We start from the raw sequence: 16,813 nt of genomic DNA, 5'->3' as shown, positions 1-16,813 counted from the left end.
GAGATTATCCTAAACGGGTAATCTCTCTTTTTTTAGTCAAGTCTTGGGTATAGCATAAAGGAACTATTTTTCTGAAAAATATTTTGTTTATAAAATAAACTTATTTATATTTGCATCATAAAAGTCAAGTAACTATTTTTTTGATAATTTTGTTTACAGAATAAACTAAATTTAAAAGTAGAATCATAAATCTAAAAAGAAATAAAAATGGAACATTTACAGCCCAATGACAGCTTAAAAATCATTCAAGAGATTATCAATCAGCGAAAACAAAAATACGAACAAAATGGATTTTTCTTCATCTTTTGGGGCATACTCATTATGTTAGCAGGAACTATACATTTCCTGATGTATCAATTTGATTTTCATTTCAGTAAATCGGGACTCGTGTGGCTTATTTTGATGCCTTTGGGATTTGTTTTTACCTTTGTTGCCAAAATGCGAGAAGGCATAAAAGCCGAAAAACAAGGCAAAAGCACCGACTGGATGGGCTGGCTTTGGCTCGTAGCGGGAATAGGTGCAATGGTGGGCGGATTTACACAATCTTCCAAGTGGATTATTGTACTGATATACCTACCTTTTGCAATGGCTTCTCTGGCAACGGCATTACAACTCAAAAATCGACTTTGGGTAAGCACCTCGCTGATTTCTTTTGCACTGGTGTACAGTACTTTGTTTATTAATTACGGGTATCACTCTATATTGATGACCGTGGTTTTAGCAGCACTTTTATTTTTAATTCCTGGCATTCAGTTATATTCCGATTATAAAAAAAGAAAAAATGTTTAAAGATTTAGATCCTCTTTTACATTCGCAGTTGCGGTTGGCAATAATGTCGCTTTTGGTTTCGGAAGAAAAGGCGGATTTCAACCGAGTGAAAGAAGTTACCCAAGCTACTTCGGGCAACATCAGTGTGCAAATTGGTAAACTCGAAAAAGCGGGATACATTACCGTAACTAAATCATTTAAAGATAATTATCCCAACACTGAACTCGCTCTTACTGCCAAGGGATTACAAGCCTTTGAAGAATATGTAGAGGCGTTAAAAGGTTATTTAAAATAATTTTAAAATTGAATATGATGAACACAACAGAACAAAACGCTTACAGAAAAGCTGAAAAACGAGTAAAGAAACTCAAGAAATTCTACCATCATTTGGCGACTTATGTTGTAGTCAATACCTTCCTTGTCGGACTGAATCTCTATCAAAATCCCAATCATTTATGGTGTTTGTGGGTGATTTTCGGCTGGGGTATTGGGCTGGTTTCGCACGCTTTTAAAGTATTTGCCCCTAATATTTTCTTTGGAAAAAATTGGGAAGAACGCAAAATCAAAGAGTTGATGGAGAAAGAGGAAAAATAATATTTTTTTACAATTTTACTTTACAAAATAAACTAATTTATAAATAATAAATACAATGAACAGAAATTTTAAAAACATCGTTTTTGCTGTGGTTTGCTCATTTCTTGCAATCAATACACAAGCTCAAAGTACACAACAATCTGAAATTCAGACAATAGAAAATCAGTCTTCGCTCAATGGCATTCAACAACAAATAGAAACCGCTTTAGGCGAGGCTTTTACGACCAAAAATGGACTTCCGTTAGAAAATTTAGAAAAACAGCTTTCTGAAAATAAGGAAAATAGCCAATGGAATTTGTATTGGAAATCTTATTTGAATTTTTATCAAACCATTTTCTATTTGAAAACAGATAACAAAGAAAAAGCGAGTAAATACAATCAAAAAAGCATTGATATTCTGCAAGATAAGAAAAATAAAAACGCCGAAGAATATACCCTATTAGCCAATAATTTGAGTTTATCGTTTGTTTTTATGAAAAATCAGATGGAAGCGATGCAGATTGATGCCAAAATTCGTGAAAATCTGCAAAAAGGCTTTCGTTTAGAAAAAGAAAATCCGCGTTTGTACTATGTGGAAGGCAATTATGACGCCAATATTCCCAAGCAATACGGCGGAGGTAAAAAGGTAGAAACTTCACTTTTAAAAGCTATTTCACTCCCTGAACCGAACCAAAATTCTGGACATTTACCTACTTGGGGAAAAAGAGAAGCCTATCAAAGTCTTTTGAAATGGTACTCTTCTGAAAATCAGAAAGAAAAAGCTGACGAGTTGCAGAAAAAATTCCAATCAGAATTTCCTGAAAAATAAAACTTAAACAGATATTATTTATAACTTTATGAAAACACTACTCTTTATATTTAATTTACTTATTTTCAGTTTTGTACAAGCACAACAAGACAGCCTCCAAATCAATCAATTGGAAGAGGTTATCATCGTGAAAAAAGACCCGATTTCCGAAAAATTTGCGGTAAAAAAACTCAATTCGTTGGATATTTATTTCAATCCTGCTGCCAACGCCGACCCACTCAAAGCCATAACCACACTTCCTGCTTCCACTAATACAGATGAGAGTGCTAACCCTTCGCTTAGAGGCGGAAGTCCCGACAGGTCAAGGGTTTATCTCAATGGTTCGCCTGTGTTAAATCCCGTGCGTTTCAGTCGGAATGATGGCTTGGGAAATTTTTCACTTTTCAATACTGAACTTATTGATAAACAATATGTTTATTTGAGTAATCCACCTTTGAATTTCGGTAATTCAAGTGCAGGATTGGTGGAAATAGAAACCAACACGCAGAAAATCAGCGAGTTTACGCAACTTTCTTTGGCTCTTTCCAATATTGGACTGATGCGAAATCAGAAACTCGGTAAAAACAATTTTACGCAAATTTACGCCAATTATCAGTTTAGCGATGCTATTATCGGGTTGAACAGAAAAAGTTTAGACCAACTGCAACATTTTTCCACTTTCGATTTGGGAGCAAACACACATCTAAAAATCAATAAAAACCTGTCTTTCAACACATTTAATTATTTTATTGATGAAAAATATTCGGTTTTGAATCGTTCTTTGAATTTTTCAGGTGATGTTGAAGCCTCCAAAAAACGCTTTTTTTCGGTGAATAATTTGGATTATTTTACGCAGAAAACGAAAATTCGTTGGGCTTCGATGGTAGATTTTTCCGATTCGGAATTCAAATTTGGAAACATTGATTCCAAAGTGAAAAATATTCAGTTTTTCAATGGTTTGAGCTTTAAAACTCAGTTTTCGAGAGCATTTAGTATGCAATACGGTGTAGATGCTTCGGTATTTCGCTATCATTACAATGAAGTTTTACCGCAATTTTATTTCAGTTTAAAGCCTGAAAGTCCGACTTTTACCAATCAAAAAACAACTGATTTTTTCTACATAGAACCTTATGTGTATGCCAATTATTCGCCTAATAATCAATGGAATTTTTCATCGGCTTTGCGGAAAAATATTTTTCTTCACAAAAACACCGAAAGTTTTACAAGTTACCAATTTTCAGCTAATTACACGCCAAATAACGAGCATCGGTTGATTTTCAGTGCAGGAAAATACCACAGCTATACTACACCAAATTATATTATTCGCAATTTCAATACGCTGAGCAGTCATCAAATTGCTTTGGATTATTCTTTTGAAAATGAGAAATTTAACATTTCTACATCAGTATATTTCAAAGCAGATAAAGGCGATATTGTAACCAATCATTACGAGCAATTTGATAAAACACAAATCTTTGGAAGTGAGGCTTCTGTGGATTTTAAATTGAATCATCAATTTTCTTTTTCAATATCGAATACTTTTCTAAATCAGAAGTATGCTATTGGAAATCAAAAATATAACACCCCTTTAAACTTAAAATATTTTATCAAGTCGCAACTAATTTACAAAAATCCGAAATGGTTTACGGCTTCGTTGGTTTTTGCCACGCGTCCGGGAAATCGTTTTACTCCTGTGCAGTCGGCAGTTTTTAATCCACAAGCCAATGATTTTCAACCTATTTTCGGCGATTGGTATTCCGCTGAAATGCCTCATTATAAACGCTTGGATTTTTCAGCAAACAAACTCTTTTTTGTAGAAAAAATGGCGATTATTACCTTTGTTTCGGTTAATAATCTATTGAATTTCAATAATTATGCTTCGGTGTATTACAATTCGGATTACACGAATTTGCATTACAACCACCTCCAAAAACGGATTTTTTATTTCGGAGCGATGGTGCGGTTTTGAAAAAATATAAAATAAAATACAATGAAATTATTAAATCAATAATTATTTTGTAATTTTGCCGTTGGCACACTCTATACTTTTTTTGAGCGATTTGATGGGGGATATAATTAGTTTTCTTGATTTGCATAGAGCAAAATTTGTTTATTCTGATAATGAAAAAATATCAGAAAGTGAGTTTGCTGTCTTAAATGAAATAAAGGAGAAAAAAATTGATGTTGATTTAGTTTATTTTAATACAGATGAAGAAACTAATAGTAGTTTTCCAGCCGTTTTTCTAAAAAAAGTTTCAAACTTTAATGATATAGAAACTCTAAAGAACATAACTGAAATACAACGAAAAATATGGAATTATAAAAAAATTCTATTTCTTTATGTGTACTCCGAAATCGAAATACGAATTTATAATTGTGCCGAAATACCTCTTATCGTAACCACAGAAGATTTTGATTATCAAAATGAATTACAGAAAATTGAAATTAAAGCCTATAAATACTCTGATACACAGCAATTAGATGAACTTAATAAGCTGTTTTCCAGAATTTCTATTGATACAGGAATTATTTGGACTTCGGAAGAAGCAAAAGAAATAAAAGATAAAATCAATCTGCAAAAACGAGTTGATAAATACTTAGTAAGCAGCTTGGTTAATACTTCAAAACAACTGGAAAACAACGGATTAAAAGTTGAATTTATCCATAAGATAGTTCTTCGTTCTTTATTTCTGTTATATCTCGAAGATAGAGGGGCTGCCAAAAAAGATTTTTATAGTCAAATCAAAAAAGGGGCTGAATCTTATTTTGATATTTTAGATGATGTTGCAACTACTTATAAATTATTCGAAAGGCTTGAAAATCATTTCAATGGTAATATTTTCACTTTGGAAAGAGATTCTAATCATCAAATAATTGAAAAAATATCAATAGAACAGCTTCAAATTATAAAAAAATGTTTTGTTAGTGGAAATGATAATACACCTAAAACAAAACTTTTTGAAGATTGGAGATTATTTAATTTTGATATTATTCAAATAGAATTATTAAGTGAGATTTACGAAAATTTCTTGGCTGAAACTGATCCTACCTTAAAAGAAAATTCAGGAACTTATTACACTCCACCTTCTTTGGTTGAATTTATTTTGAATGAAAAACTTCCTGTCAATAATAATGAAACACAATACAATGTAAAAATATTAGACCCAAGTTGTGGTTCGGGCATTTTTTTGGTTGAAAGTTTCAAACGATTAGTAAAACGATATGAAAAGGCTCATAATCTCAAAAATCTTTCGGATTTCAATATTTTAGTTCAAATATTAAAGGAAAATATTTTTGGTATTGAAATTCACCCACAAGCAATAAAGGTTGCTGCATTTAGTTTGTATCTAGCTTTGGTAGATAAATTAGACCCTAAAAATCTATGGCAAAATGCAAATTACAAACTTCCATATTTAATAAATGACCCTGAAGAGTCTGATGAACAAAAAAGAGGTAAAAATCTCTTTTGTAGAGATACCATTTCTGATTTATCTCACATAGAAGAGCTACAAAACTTTGATTTAATTGTTGGCAATCCTCCATTTGGCACAAAAAGCTTACAAAATAGTATCAGAACATATTGTGATGAAAAAGGTTTTGCTAAAGAAAAGGTACTACCATTTTTGCACAAAGCAACTCTTTTTGCTCCAAAAGGAGAAATAGCATTGATTTTTAATACAAAAGTTTTAACCAATACAAAAAATCCTTATAAAAAATTTAGAAAATGGTTATTTCAAGAGTGTTATGTAGAAAAAGTTTATAATTTTTCAATCTTAAGAAAAGTTCCTAAAACTTTTGGAGGACAATTGTTTGGAGATGCCGTAGGACCTGTTTCTATAGTTTTTTATCAGAAAGAAAAACCTGAAATTATTTCTGATACCATTGTTTATTATGCTCCAAAAACTTATGTAAAAACCAATTTGGTTGAGGGTTTAAATATTGATTTTACAGATGTGAAGTTTTTACCAAGGGAAGAGTGTCAAAAATCGGATACCAAAATTTGGAAAATAACAATGTGGGGTGGAATGAGTGATTGGACGCTCATAAAGAATATTTCTAAGAAATACACACAATCAATAAAAGAGTTTTTAGAAAAACATAAAGATAATTATAGCTTTGGTTCAGGATTACACGCTCCATCTACTGACCAATTGAAAAAAAAACAGACTTTTTCTCCAAAAGAGATTATAAATATTTCGGAAGTACAACGCTATTATACCTTAACTTATGCACTTAAGTTATCAAATAAAGTATTTAGAAATATTAACCAAAATATTTTTAAACCTCCTTACTTATTAGTTAAGGAAGGTGAAAAGAATAGAAATCTTTGTGCAAGTTATATAGATTATCAATCGTATCATACAGCAGCATTAAGTATTTCGTCATTTGATAAAGAAGATTTTAATTTGAAACTATGGTGCTGCTTAATCAATTCTACATTTGCAAAATATTATTTATCCTTAACATCTGCTTCTTGGGGAATAGAAAGGGAAAGAGTGCAATCGAATGAAACATTGACACTACCAATGCCTGTGGATATTAATGAAAAAGCAAAATTAAATTTAGATGGCAGATTTAATGAATTAATTAGTGTCATTCAAAGTGATTTCAATTATATTCACTCAAAAAATATTGAGAAGGAAATAGATGATATTATCCTTAACGATATTTTAGAGCTATCAGAGAAGGACAAAACACTAATTGATGACTGCATAAAATTTTCCGTTGATTTATTTTATAATCAAGTAAAATCGGCAGCTTTGAGGCCTGTTTTGAAAGACCAACCCAAAGAATATGCTCAAATCTTAACATCAGAGCTTAATAAATTTCTTGATGAAGAGGGCTTATTTGCAAATGCAATGATATATACAAATGACTTAAAATCATCGCCGTTAATGATGATAAAACTCACTCATAATGAACAGAAAAAGGAAATTTCTGTTTCTAATGAACTTATCGGAAAGGAATTAAAAAAAATAGACCAATATCTATGGGAAAAGAAATCTAAAAATATTTATTTCAGAAAGAAACTCAATTATACGATAGGTAATGATATTTTTATTATTCGCCCTAATCAACGCCGTTTTTGGTCTAAATCAATGGCTTATGAAGATGCTTCCGAATTAATTCTTGAAATCTTAAACGGAGTACACGATGGCAATGATTAGTAATCTCTATAAAAATGCCTTTGAAAAGCATTGTTTCAAATTGCTTGTTGATGCGTATCAAGTTGTCTATGTCAATAAAAAATACCAAACGGATTGGCAAGAAAATGATTTTTCACAAACATTAGAATGTTACATCAATGAAAATCCATACTCTCTATCCGTAGGAATTACCTGCAAAACAGAACAGAAACTCCTTTCCTGTACCGAAAATCTTACAAAAGGCTTTTCAGATAAGCTACCAAGAGTTGATTTAGTTTTCTTTAAAGTATCAAAAGATAAGAGATACCAGTATTTTATGGAAGCTAAAATACTCAAAGAAAAAGATTCTAAATTAAAAAGAGCCTATATCAGCGAAGGAATGCAGAGATATATTTCAAAAAAATATCCAATAGAAGAGCGATGTATGTTAGGATATTTAATAGAAGGAAATTTAGACCTAACTATTGTTGGAATCAATAAACTCATCATAAAAGACAACAAAAAAGAAGAAATATTAAGACCAGTCTTAAATTCTTTTGCTAATTTCTACTACGAATCCGAACATACCGAAATAGGAGTACTAAAACATATTATACTTGATTTTACCAAAAATAACAGAATAGATGAAAGTTAATGATTATATACTTAGATATTCATCTAATAGTCTTATTAGAGATGGGATTTGTAGAATAAGAACTTTTGTTAATTCAAATTTAAATGTAATTATCTTAATTACAGATTTGGATACTAAAAATACTTCTGCATCAGTAACTAACTCAATAGAAATAATTTACCAAACATTAATAGAAAAATATAATATATCTAAAACGAGTATTTTTATAGAACACTATGAAGCTTCAACTTTATCAGGTCATACTTTTGATATCATTAGTATAAACGCAAAAAACAATACAGAATGGAAATCAATAACACTACCACAAGTTTTAAAACTAATAGAATCTGATGAAAATGAAATCAATAATCTAACACTTAAAAATCCTCAACTATTAGCGGAAATAGAACAACTTAGAACAATAATATCTCCTCATTTAGGGCTTCCCTATCAAGTACAGCCAGAATATATCTTACGGCAATTTGAAATTGAAAACAATATGATTTCAAAAAATGAATTGAGAGAACTTATTGATAATCATTCAATAGAATCGAAATTTTTAGAACTCCTAAAAAAAGACTTGTCTTTTTTTGCAGAAATTTATGCTTCTCCGAATGATAGTTATATTTGTTTTTCAGAGTTTCCTGTGGGAGAAGGGACTGTTGATTTTGTACTTTTTACTGGCAGATCAAGAATGGATGTCTTTTTAATAGAAATTAAAGGGGCTGATTTTAATTTATTAACTCAAGGTTATAAAAAATTCAACCATAAATTAGATATTGCTATAAACCAAATTCGTGATAGACTTGATTATATTTACCGAAATATCTCATCATTCCGAGAATCTGTTCACGAGTATAGAGAAAGAGTTTCTAACGCAGAGCGTCTGTTTAACTCTTTGATGGGACCTTGTCAAGATATTTTAGTAGATAAAAACAAAGATATTAATATTCATAGTGTTGTAATAGGAGGAAGAACCAAAGATGATTTAGAAGAAAGCTATAAAAGACATTCTTTTGAATCAACTTTTAATTTACCTATTAAACTTGAATCTTGGGATTCTTTTTACAGAAAATTACGCAGGAGATAATTATTTTTGAGATCAAATCATTTTAAAATAACACAAACCTCTTCTTAAAGTGAATTTTTTACTTTGGAGCGATGGTAAGGTTTTGAAGTTTTTCATATTTTTGTACAGAATTTTAACCATTGAAAACATATCAAAAATGAGATTTCTGTTAGTCATTTTAGCTTTGATGCCTTTGCGGATTTTTGGTCAGTACGACCCAAAAGTCAATGGTTATCAGCACAAAAGAATTCTTACAAAATCCGATACAATCCATTATCATATTTATTCAAAAGGTGAAATAGAGAAGAAAAGAAACATAATTATTTTTTTTCACGGCTCTGGAGCTAATCCTCTATTTATGCAATCCGTAAAACAGGATACAATCAAAATTAATGAAAATGGTGCTATAAATAATAAAATTCAGAGATTTACCTATCTGTACTCTTCTGTTCCTTTTGATTTGGACAAGATTCCTGATGAATATATTTTTGTAACAATCTCAAAAAAAGGTGTTCCGTTTTTTGCCGACAAAGAATCTTACAAGCCTAATAATATCTTTTATGAAAACGAATCTTTAGATTACAGAGTTTGGCAAGGAGAGAATGTAATTAATGAACTTACTAAAAAATGGATAAAAAATCCTGATAAAATCGTAATAATTGGACATTCGGAAGGTTCTGATGTAGTAGCTAAATTAGGACATAAAAACAAAAAAGTAACACACATTGGATATTGGGCTGGTGGTGCAAATACCCAATATTATGATTTTACTTTATTCATTCAAAGAGAAGTTCAAAAAGGTAAATTAACACAAAATCAAGCAAATGACTCTTTGAATAATTTATTTACAACCATTAGAAATATAGAAAAGAATCCAAATAACACTAAAAAACAATGGTTGGAAAATTCGTATCGCAGATGGGCTCAGTTCGCTGAACCTCCAATACATAATTTATTAAAAATCAATAAACCTCTGTTCGTGGCTGTTGCAGGAAAAGATGAATCTGTCCCTATCGAAAGCAGCCTTTTAATTCCAATAGAATTTATCAGACATAGTAAAGATAACTTAACCTTTAAAATATATCCCGATTATAATCATTCTTTTGCAAGACCTCCTCAAAATGAAAATGAAGAGTGGAGTCGGGAATTTATGACCGTTTTTGACGATTTCATGAAATGGGTAAATCAATAATAGATTTACAATGAAATAAAAAATTTCTAAATCGTAAAATACGAACAAGCATTAAATTGACTTAAAAGTAATCATCATCTCTTCCTTGAAAAACGGATTTTCTATTTTGGAACGATGGTGCGGTTTTGATACTATTTATCACCACAAAAGGCTGTTGAATTCACTCTCAACAAAAAAACTTCAAAAAACATATCATTTTTCGGAATTTTTAGTAAATTCGCACTTTAAAATAATCCTCATTTTATTGAGAATGAAGGATTACTCAATTACAACGAATTAGAAGTAGAAATGAAATTCACAGAGCACAAAAACTTAGATTTATCAGTCATTGCCAAAGAGATACTTACATATTGGCAAGAAAATAATATTTTTGAAAAAAGTATTGAAACGCGTGAGGGCAAAGAGCCGTTTGTATTTTTTGAAGGTCCGCCTTCGGCAAATGGGCTTCCGGGTATTCATCACGTAATGGCACGTACGATTAAGGATATTTTCTGCCGTTATAAAACTCAAAAAGGATTTCAAGTAAAACGAAAAGCAGGTTGGGATACGCACGGACTTCCTGTGGAGCTTGGCGTGGAAAAAGAATTGGGTATTACCAAAGAAGACATCGGAAAGAAAATTTCCGTGGAAGACTACAACAAGGCTTGTAAAGAAGCCGTGATGCGTTACACTAACATTTGGAACGACCTTACCGAAAAAATGGGTTATTGGGTGGATATGGAAAATCCATACATTACCTACAAATCCAAATATATGGAGTCGGTTTGGTGGCTTTTGAAGCAAATTTACAACAAAGGATTGCTATATAAGGGCTACACCATTCAGCCGTATTCGCCAAAGGCAGGAACAGGACTTTCTTCTCACGAACTGAATCAACCGGGTACGTATCGTGACGTTTCCGATACTACGATTGTGGCTCAATTCCGTGTGAAAAATTTAAGTAACAAATTCAAAGAAAAATTATCCAATCCTTTTGATAGTTGTGATATTGCAGGAGCTTCTTGCGGTGGTGCTTTGCATTGGGCGGATTATGATGAGGCAGATTATAGTAAACTTCCGATTTCTATCCTTGCTTGGACGACCACACCTTGGACGCTTCCATCAAATACCGCTTTGGCTGTTGGTAAAGATATTGATTATGTGCTGATTAAAACTTTTAATCAATATACGTTTGAGCCAATCAATATTGTTTTGGCAAAAGTGTTGGTTTCAAAACAATTCGGAAAGAAATTTTTTGAGACCTCAAAAGAAGAGGATTTTAAAACTCCCCCTTCGGGGGCAGGGGGGAATATTCCTTACCAAGTTCTTGCTGAATTCAAAGGTGCTGATTTAGAGGGAACTACTTATGAGCAACTCATTCCGTGGTTTAGTCCTGCGGAAAATGCCGACCAAGCCTTCCGAGTAATTACGGGCGATTTCGTAACTACGGAAGACGGAACCGGAATTGTACATATCGCTCCTACTTTTGGTGCTGATGACGCTCGTGTGGCAAAAGAAAACGGAATCCCGCCAATGCTCATCAAAGATGAAAATGATAACCTTGTGCCATTGGTAGATTTGCAGGGCAGATTTGTAAAAGGCAAAAATGTTCCTGAAATTTTTAGCGGAAAATACATCAAAAACGAATATTACGATGAGTCTCCCTCTCTTTCGGAGAGGGACGGGGAGAGGATACCAGAAAAATCGTGGGACGTAGAGTTGGCAATTCTCTTAAAAACTGAAAATAAAGCCTTTAAGGTTGAAAAATACGTCCATAGTTATCCACATTGTTGGCGTACGGATAAGCCTGTTTTGTACTATCCGCTCGATTCGTGGTTTATCAAAATTACGGACGTGAAAGACCGCCTTTTCGACCTAAATAAAGAAATCAATTGGAAACCCAAAGCCACCGGTGAAGGACGTTTCGGAAATTGGTTACAAAACGCCAACGATTGGAATTTGTCGCGTTCGCGTTATTGGGGAATTCCACTTCCGATTTGGCGAACCGAAGACAAAAAAGAAGAAATTATCATTGGTTCTGTTGAAGAGTTAAAGGCTGAAATTCAGAAGTCTATCGCTGCAGGATTGATGAAAGAAGATATTTTTGCTGATTTTCAGGTAGGAAATATGTCTGACGAGAATTACGAAAAAATCGACTTACATAAAAATGTGGTAGATAAAATCATTTTGGTTTCAGCATCGGGCAAACCGATGAAACGCGAAAGCGATTTGATTGACGTTTGGTTTGATTCGGGAGCGATGCCTTATGCACAATGGCACTATCCGTTTGAAAACAAAGAAATGGTTGAAAATACTTGGATAACAGCCGATTTCATTGCCGAAGGAGTTGACCAAACACGCGGTTGGTTTTACACACTTCACGCAATTGCAGGATTAGTTTTTGATGGGATTTCATACAAAAATGTAGTTTCCAACGGATTAGTTTTGGATAAAAACGGACAAAAAATGTCCAAACGTTTGGGCAATGCCATCGATCCGTTCACCACTTTGGAAGAATACGGAGCCGATGCCACACGTTGGTATATGATTTCCAATGCCAATCCGTGGGATAACTTAAAGTTTGATTTGGAGGGCGTTGCCGAAGTGCGTCGTAAGTTTTTCGGAACGCTTTACAACACGTATTCATTCTTTGCTTTATATGCTAATATTGACGGATTTACATACAAAGAAGAGGAAATTCCGTTAGAAAAACGTCCTGAAATCGACCGTTGGATTTTGTCGGAACTTCATACCCTTATCCAAAAAGTAGATGAAGCTTTTGCCGACTATGAGCCTACTCGTGCCACTCGCTTAATTTCGGATTTTGTTCAGGAGAATTTAAGTAATTGGTATGTGCGTTTGTGCCGCAGACGTTTCTGGAAAGGTGAATATGAGGAAGATAAGATTTCGGCTTATCAGACTTTGTACACTTGTCTTCTGAACGTGGCAAAACTAATGGCTCCGGTAGCTCCGTTCTACGCAGAGGTATTATACAGAGATTTGGTGTCAGGAACCCAAAAGGAAACGGCAGAAAGTGTGCATTTAACCATTTTCCCTACAACAGATAAATCGTTTATTGATAGGTCGTTGGAGAGCAAAATGGAAAAAGCTCAAAACATTTCATCTTTGGTGCTTTCACTTCGTAAAAAGGAAATGATAAAGGTGCGTCAGCCGCTACAAAAAATTATGATTCCTGTATCAAATGAAGCTGAAAAAAGGGAAATTGAAGCAGTTGCCGATTTGATAAAATCGGAAGTAAACGTTAAAGAAATTGAACTTTTGGAAGATGCTTCGGGTATTTTAGTGAAGCAAATTAAACCGAATTTCAAGACTTTGGGACCTCGTTTCGGGAAAGATATGAAATTGGTAGTTGCTGCTGTTCAGCAGTTTACGCAAGAAGATATCCAATCTATCGAAAAAGAAGGTCAAATAATTGTGAAATTAGCCGAAAAAGATGTAACTTTAAGCGTTGAAGATGTGGAAATCACCACGCAAGACATCGAGGGGTGGCTTGTGGCAAGTTCAGGGAATTTGTTGGTAGCCTTGGATATTCATATCACTGACGAGTTAAGAAAAGAAGGTATCGCTCGTGAGTTGGTAAATCGCATTCAAAATATCCGAAAAGATAGCGGTTTTGATGTTACGGATAAAATCAATATCTGTATTCAAAAACAAAAAGCCGTAGAAGAAGCCGTTTCCGATAATTTGGAGTACATCAAAAGCGAAACCCTTACTAGTGAACTTACGTTTGCTGAAAATGTTTCAGGTGAACCTATTGAGTTTGATGATATTGTAACGAAAATTTCCGTGGAGAAAGTGTAGTATATTTCAAAGAATAATAAAACGATTTTAGATGAAAAAGGTGATTTTATTTTTGGTATTGATTTTCGCTTTATATTCTTGTGGAACAGATAAATTAACAGAAGCAAAAGTAAAGGATTTGGTTCAGGCCTGTATAGAAAAAGAGCCTCAAAAGGATGTTGTTGATACTGAGATAACATTAGGAGAGGGACAATTATTGGCTACAATGCTTAGGAAAAGTGACAATGAAAAGAATTATTTACAACTATCGGATGAAAAATTGATTGACTTTGAAAAAACAAACCAAATGCTTTTTGGGCAATCTAAATACAATATTTCTCTAACAGAAAAAGGAAAACAGTATGTTACGAGAACCGAAAAAAATAAAACTTGGGTGAGATGTTTATCACTTAAACTTTCTGAAGTTGAAGAAATTCACGAAAATCCATCAACAAATACAGCGGAAGTTAAGCTCGTTTTTAGAAAAGAAAATAAAACACCTTTTCATATATTACTTTCAGACGATCTTAAAAGTGATGAGCCTATAAAAAGAACAATGAGTTTTAGAAAAACCAATGAAGGTTGGAAACTTTGTGATTAACTCAATGAATGTGCGTTTTTGACGTAAAAAAGTTATGAAAGAATTAAAAATAGGAAGTTTGTTGATAGGAAAAAAAGCCTATTTGGGAGTAATACTTGGTTTTTTTTTAACAGGAATGGTATGGAGTACCTTCCTTTTTGATAAAGATCATGATTTAATTCCTGTGATGATAGTCATCACCGCCTTGATTTGGGCTTTTATTATTCCGAAGATAAGGAAACATGTTAAATACGATAAAAAATAAAATAATTATATTATGGAAGAAAATATTAGAGTTCGATATTCCGACAAGGAATTGGAAGAGTTTAGAGCTCTTATCGAAGAAAAAATCAAAAAGGCTCAACATGATTTAGAGCTTTTGAAGAGTGCCTATATGAACAGTGCGACCAACGGCACCGAGGACACGGCACCTACGTTTAAAGCGTTTGAAGAAGGATCCAAAGTAACCAGCAAGGAGGAAAATACAGCATTAGCTATTCGTCAAGAGAAGTTTATTCGTGACCTTAAAAACGCTTTGATTCGTATTGAAAATAAAACCTATGGGGTTTGTCGTGTAACTGGTAAACTTATAGACAAACGTCGCTTACTTGCTGTTCCACATGCAACGCTGAGTATCGAAGCGAAGAATATGCAGTAGATTAACAAAAAAGGGCTGTCCTAACGTTTTCCGGGGCAGTCTTTTGTTTTTTCTCTTATCCTGAAATAGCGGTACACAGAAGAATCGTTCTATGAAACGCCTTTAAAGGAAAAGGTGTGCTCAATTCATAAAGATAATTTTATGGAGGAAAATGTTACAAAATTCGATATTCCTTTTACGTGTATAGACTAAAATGTGAATGTATTCTTAAGAAATAATGTGTTAAAATTTCGTTTTTTTTTTTTTTTTGCTTACCTTTGTAACATATAAGGGGGATTGTACAACTGATGAGACAAGTTATTCTGTGAGAATTCTTCGGTGTTCTCCGGTTGTGCAAAGAAAATATAGAATATGAGGAAGAAGGAGAAGTATTGCAATAGGCATTTTACGTTTTTTAGTTTTGTGTTTGTTTTACTCGTAATGACCGCTTGTACAAGTGAATACGGGGAAATTAAAAACATAAAATCGGGTGAAATAACCGAAACTGTTGAATTAAGAGCAACGGACAGTGTTGTGTACCCTCTTGGTTCATCAGTTTCGCATATCATGACGGCGTTTGACTATAATTTAGAGAAACAAATCTTTTCCTTTTATGCTTCCGATACGGTCTATCGTTACAAAAAAGACGTTTTGTATGACAAGATTCCTGTACGCAAACGTCATATAAATTCATTTTCAAGTAAAGAAGGTTTTTTATGGGCTGTTGATTATAACGGCAATAGGCTTTTTAAAGTCGATTCGTTGGGAGGAATTGTGAAAGATTTAAAAATAAAGGAAACTATAAAATATTTCCCTCTTCCCATAACAAAAACAAGCCCAATTATAGAAGATAAAAACAAAGTATACTTCTTTGGTAACATCAGCGGAGAATATTCGGATGAAAATGAAGAAAACAGAAGAGTTATGGGAGTATATGACTTGGAAACGCAGAAGTTGTCTTGCTTTGTTGCTTATCCGAAAGAGTATGAACATAATTTCGGAGGAGGATTGTTCCGTTGGGTATATGCCGACTATAATTCTAAGGAAAGAAGAATCATCATCAGTTTTCCAGCCTCGCATTCACTATACGTATATGACATAGATAATCTTGAAAAAGGGGTGTCGTTTTACGCAGGGAGTAGGTTTATCGAATTCATTAAATATCTGAAATCGCCCAAGATGTTTCCGATTGATACAGAAACAAAAGTGAGACATTTTGCAGAAACGCCGAGTTATTCAAGGCTTATTTTTGATCCATTTCGGGAGGTGTACTATCGTATAGCTGAGCAGGGTACCGTTTACGAAGGAATGGTTGGGTGGTCTAAGGAAATATCTGTAATTGTTCTTGATAAGACATTTAAAATTATAGGGGAGACCTTTGTAGGCAAATGTCTAAGTAATTATAGATATGCCATTTATGTTGATCAGGAAGGTCTTAAAATTCCTGTTCAATCTTCCGAAGATGTGTTGATTTTCAAAAACTATGAATTATGCAATATACAAAAATAATTTTTTATTTGTTTTTCTGTTTACTCGTTGGTTGTGATTCTGGCAGAGAAATATTTAAGAAACAAAATTAAGTTGTCATTGGATAATTCTTATGTTGACACAAATAATGATTTTATAAAGATAACAGCTAAAGAAAT

Annotated in this window: 14 protein-coding genes; all 14 read left to right on the top strand. The window is 33.0% G+C overall.

Annotation, left to right across the window (positions count from 1 at the left end; all coding sequences use genetic code 11):
* The first annotated feature begins 207 nt into the window (after positions 1 to 207).
* The 14 genes from ACF3OB_RS03525 (at position 208) to ACF3OB_RS03460 (ending at position 16,676) form a co-directional block, all read left to right on the top strand.
* A complete protein-coding gene (locus ACF3OB_RS03525) occupies positions 208 to 789 on the top strand; it encodes a hypothetical protein (protein WP_042345549.1) in 582 nt (193 codons plus the stop codon).
* A complete protein-coding gene (locus ACF3OB_RS03520; protein WP_095894127.1) occupies positions 782 to 1,063 on the top strand; it encodes a winged helix-turn-helix domain-containing protein in 282 nt (93 codons plus the stop codon). The genes ACF3OB_RS03525 and ACF3OB_RS03520 overlap by 8 nt, the downstream gene beginning before the upstream one ends.
* A 17-nt stretch (positions 1,064 to 1,080) precedes the next feature.
* Positions 1,081 to 1,362, top strand: coding sequence for a 2TM domain-containing protein (locus ACF3OB_RS03515; protein ID WP_392448360.1), 282 nt, complete (start codon positions 1,081 to 1,083; stop codon positions 1,360 to 1,362).
* Between the two features lie 55 nt (positions 1,363 to 1,417).
* The gene (locus ACF3OB_RS03510) at positions 1,418 to 2,170 is read left to right on the top strand and encodes a hypothetical protein (protein WP_392448358.1); all 753 of its coding nucleotides are present in this window, start codon (positions 1,418 to 1,420) and stop codon (positions 2,168 to 2,170) included.
* Positions 2,171 to 2,198: 28 nt separating this feature from the next.
* The gene (locus ACF3OB_RS03505; protein WP_392448356.1) at positions 2,199 to 4,118 is read left to right on the top strand and encodes a TonB-dependent receptor plug domain-containing protein; all 1,920 of its coding nucleotides are present in this window, start codon (positions 2,199 to 2,201) and stop codon (positions 4,116 to 4,118) included.
* Between the two features lie 82 nt (positions 4,119 to 4,200).
* On the top strand, positions 4,201 to 7,317 hold the full coding sequence (locus ACF3OB_RS03500; protein ID WP_095912404.1) for a class I SAM-dependent DNA methyltransferase: 3,117 nt from the start codon (positions 4,201 to 4,203) through the stop codon (positions 7,315 to 7,317).
* Positions 7,304 to 7,930: a hypothetical protein gene (locus tag ACF3OB_RS03495; protein WP_392448354.1), complete on the top strand. Its 627-nt coding sequence runs from the start codon at positions 7,304 to 7,306 to the stop codon at positions 7,928 to 7,930. Before ACF3OB_RS03500 ends, ACF3OB_RS03495 begins: the two co-directional genes overlap by 14 nt.
* Complete coding sequence (locus ACF3OB_RS03490) at positions 7,920 to 8,999, top strand: Shedu immune nuclease family protein (protein WP_392448351.1); 1,080 nt, start codon at positions 7,920 to 7,922, stop codon at positions 8,997 to 8,999. The genes ACF3OB_RS03495 and ACF3OB_RS03490 overlap by 11 nt, the downstream gene beginning before the upstream one ends.
* Before the next feature lie 136 nt (positions 9,000 to 9,135).
* Entirely contained in the window at positions 9,136 to 10,170 is a 1,035-nt protein-coding gene (locus ACF3OB_RS03485) for a dienelactone hydrolase family protein (RefSeq protein ID WP_259343290.1), read from the top strand.
* Between the two features lie 288 nt (positions 10,171 to 10,458).
* Positions 10,459 to 13,971, top strand: a complete 3,513-nt coding sequence (gene ileS / locus ACF3OB_RS03480; RefSeq protein WP_392448349.1) for an isoleucine--tRNA ligase — start codon at positions 10,459 to 10,461, stop codon at positions 13,969 to 13,971.
* 31 nt (positions 13,972 to 14,002) lie between these two features.
* Positions 14,003 to 14,551, top strand: coding sequence for a hypothetical protein (locus ACF3OB_RS03475; protein WP_172914964.1), 549 nt, complete (start codon positions 14,003 to 14,005; stop codon positions 14,549 to 14,551).
* 34 nt (positions 14,552 to 14,585) lie between these two features.
* Positions 14,586 to 14,795 carry a hypothetical protein gene (locus ACF3OB_RS03470; protein WP_042345562.1) on the top strand — a complete coding sequence of 70 codons (210 nt, stop codon included), beginning with the start codon at positions 14,586 to 14,588 and terminating at the stop codon, positions 14,793 to 14,795.
* 12 nt (positions 14,796 to 14,807) lie between these two features.
* Positions 14,808 to 15,188: a TraR/DksA C4-type zinc finger protein gene (locus ACF3OB_RS03465; protein ID WP_042009978.1), complete on the top strand. Its 381-nt coding sequence runs from the start codon at positions 14,808 to 14,810 to the stop codon at positions 15,186 to 15,188.
* 351 nt (positions 15,189 to 15,539) lie between these two features.
* The gene (locus ACF3OB_RS03460; RefSeq protein WP_392448347.1) at positions 15,540 to 16,676 is read left to right on the top strand and encodes a DUF4221 family protein; all 1,137 of its coding nucleotides are present in this window, start codon (positions 15,540 to 15,542) and stop codon (positions 16,674 to 16,676) included.
* Positions 16,677 to 16,813: the final 137 nt, after the last annotated feature.

It is taken from the genome of Capnocytophaga canis, assembly GCF_043187445.1.
GTDB lineage: Bacteria > Bacteroidota > Bacteroidia > Flavobacteriales > Flavobacteriaceae > Capnocytophaga > Capnocytophaga canis.
The sequence above is the reverse complement of the archived record's forward strand: the minus strand, read 5'-3'. Positions and strand labels throughout refer to the sequence as shown.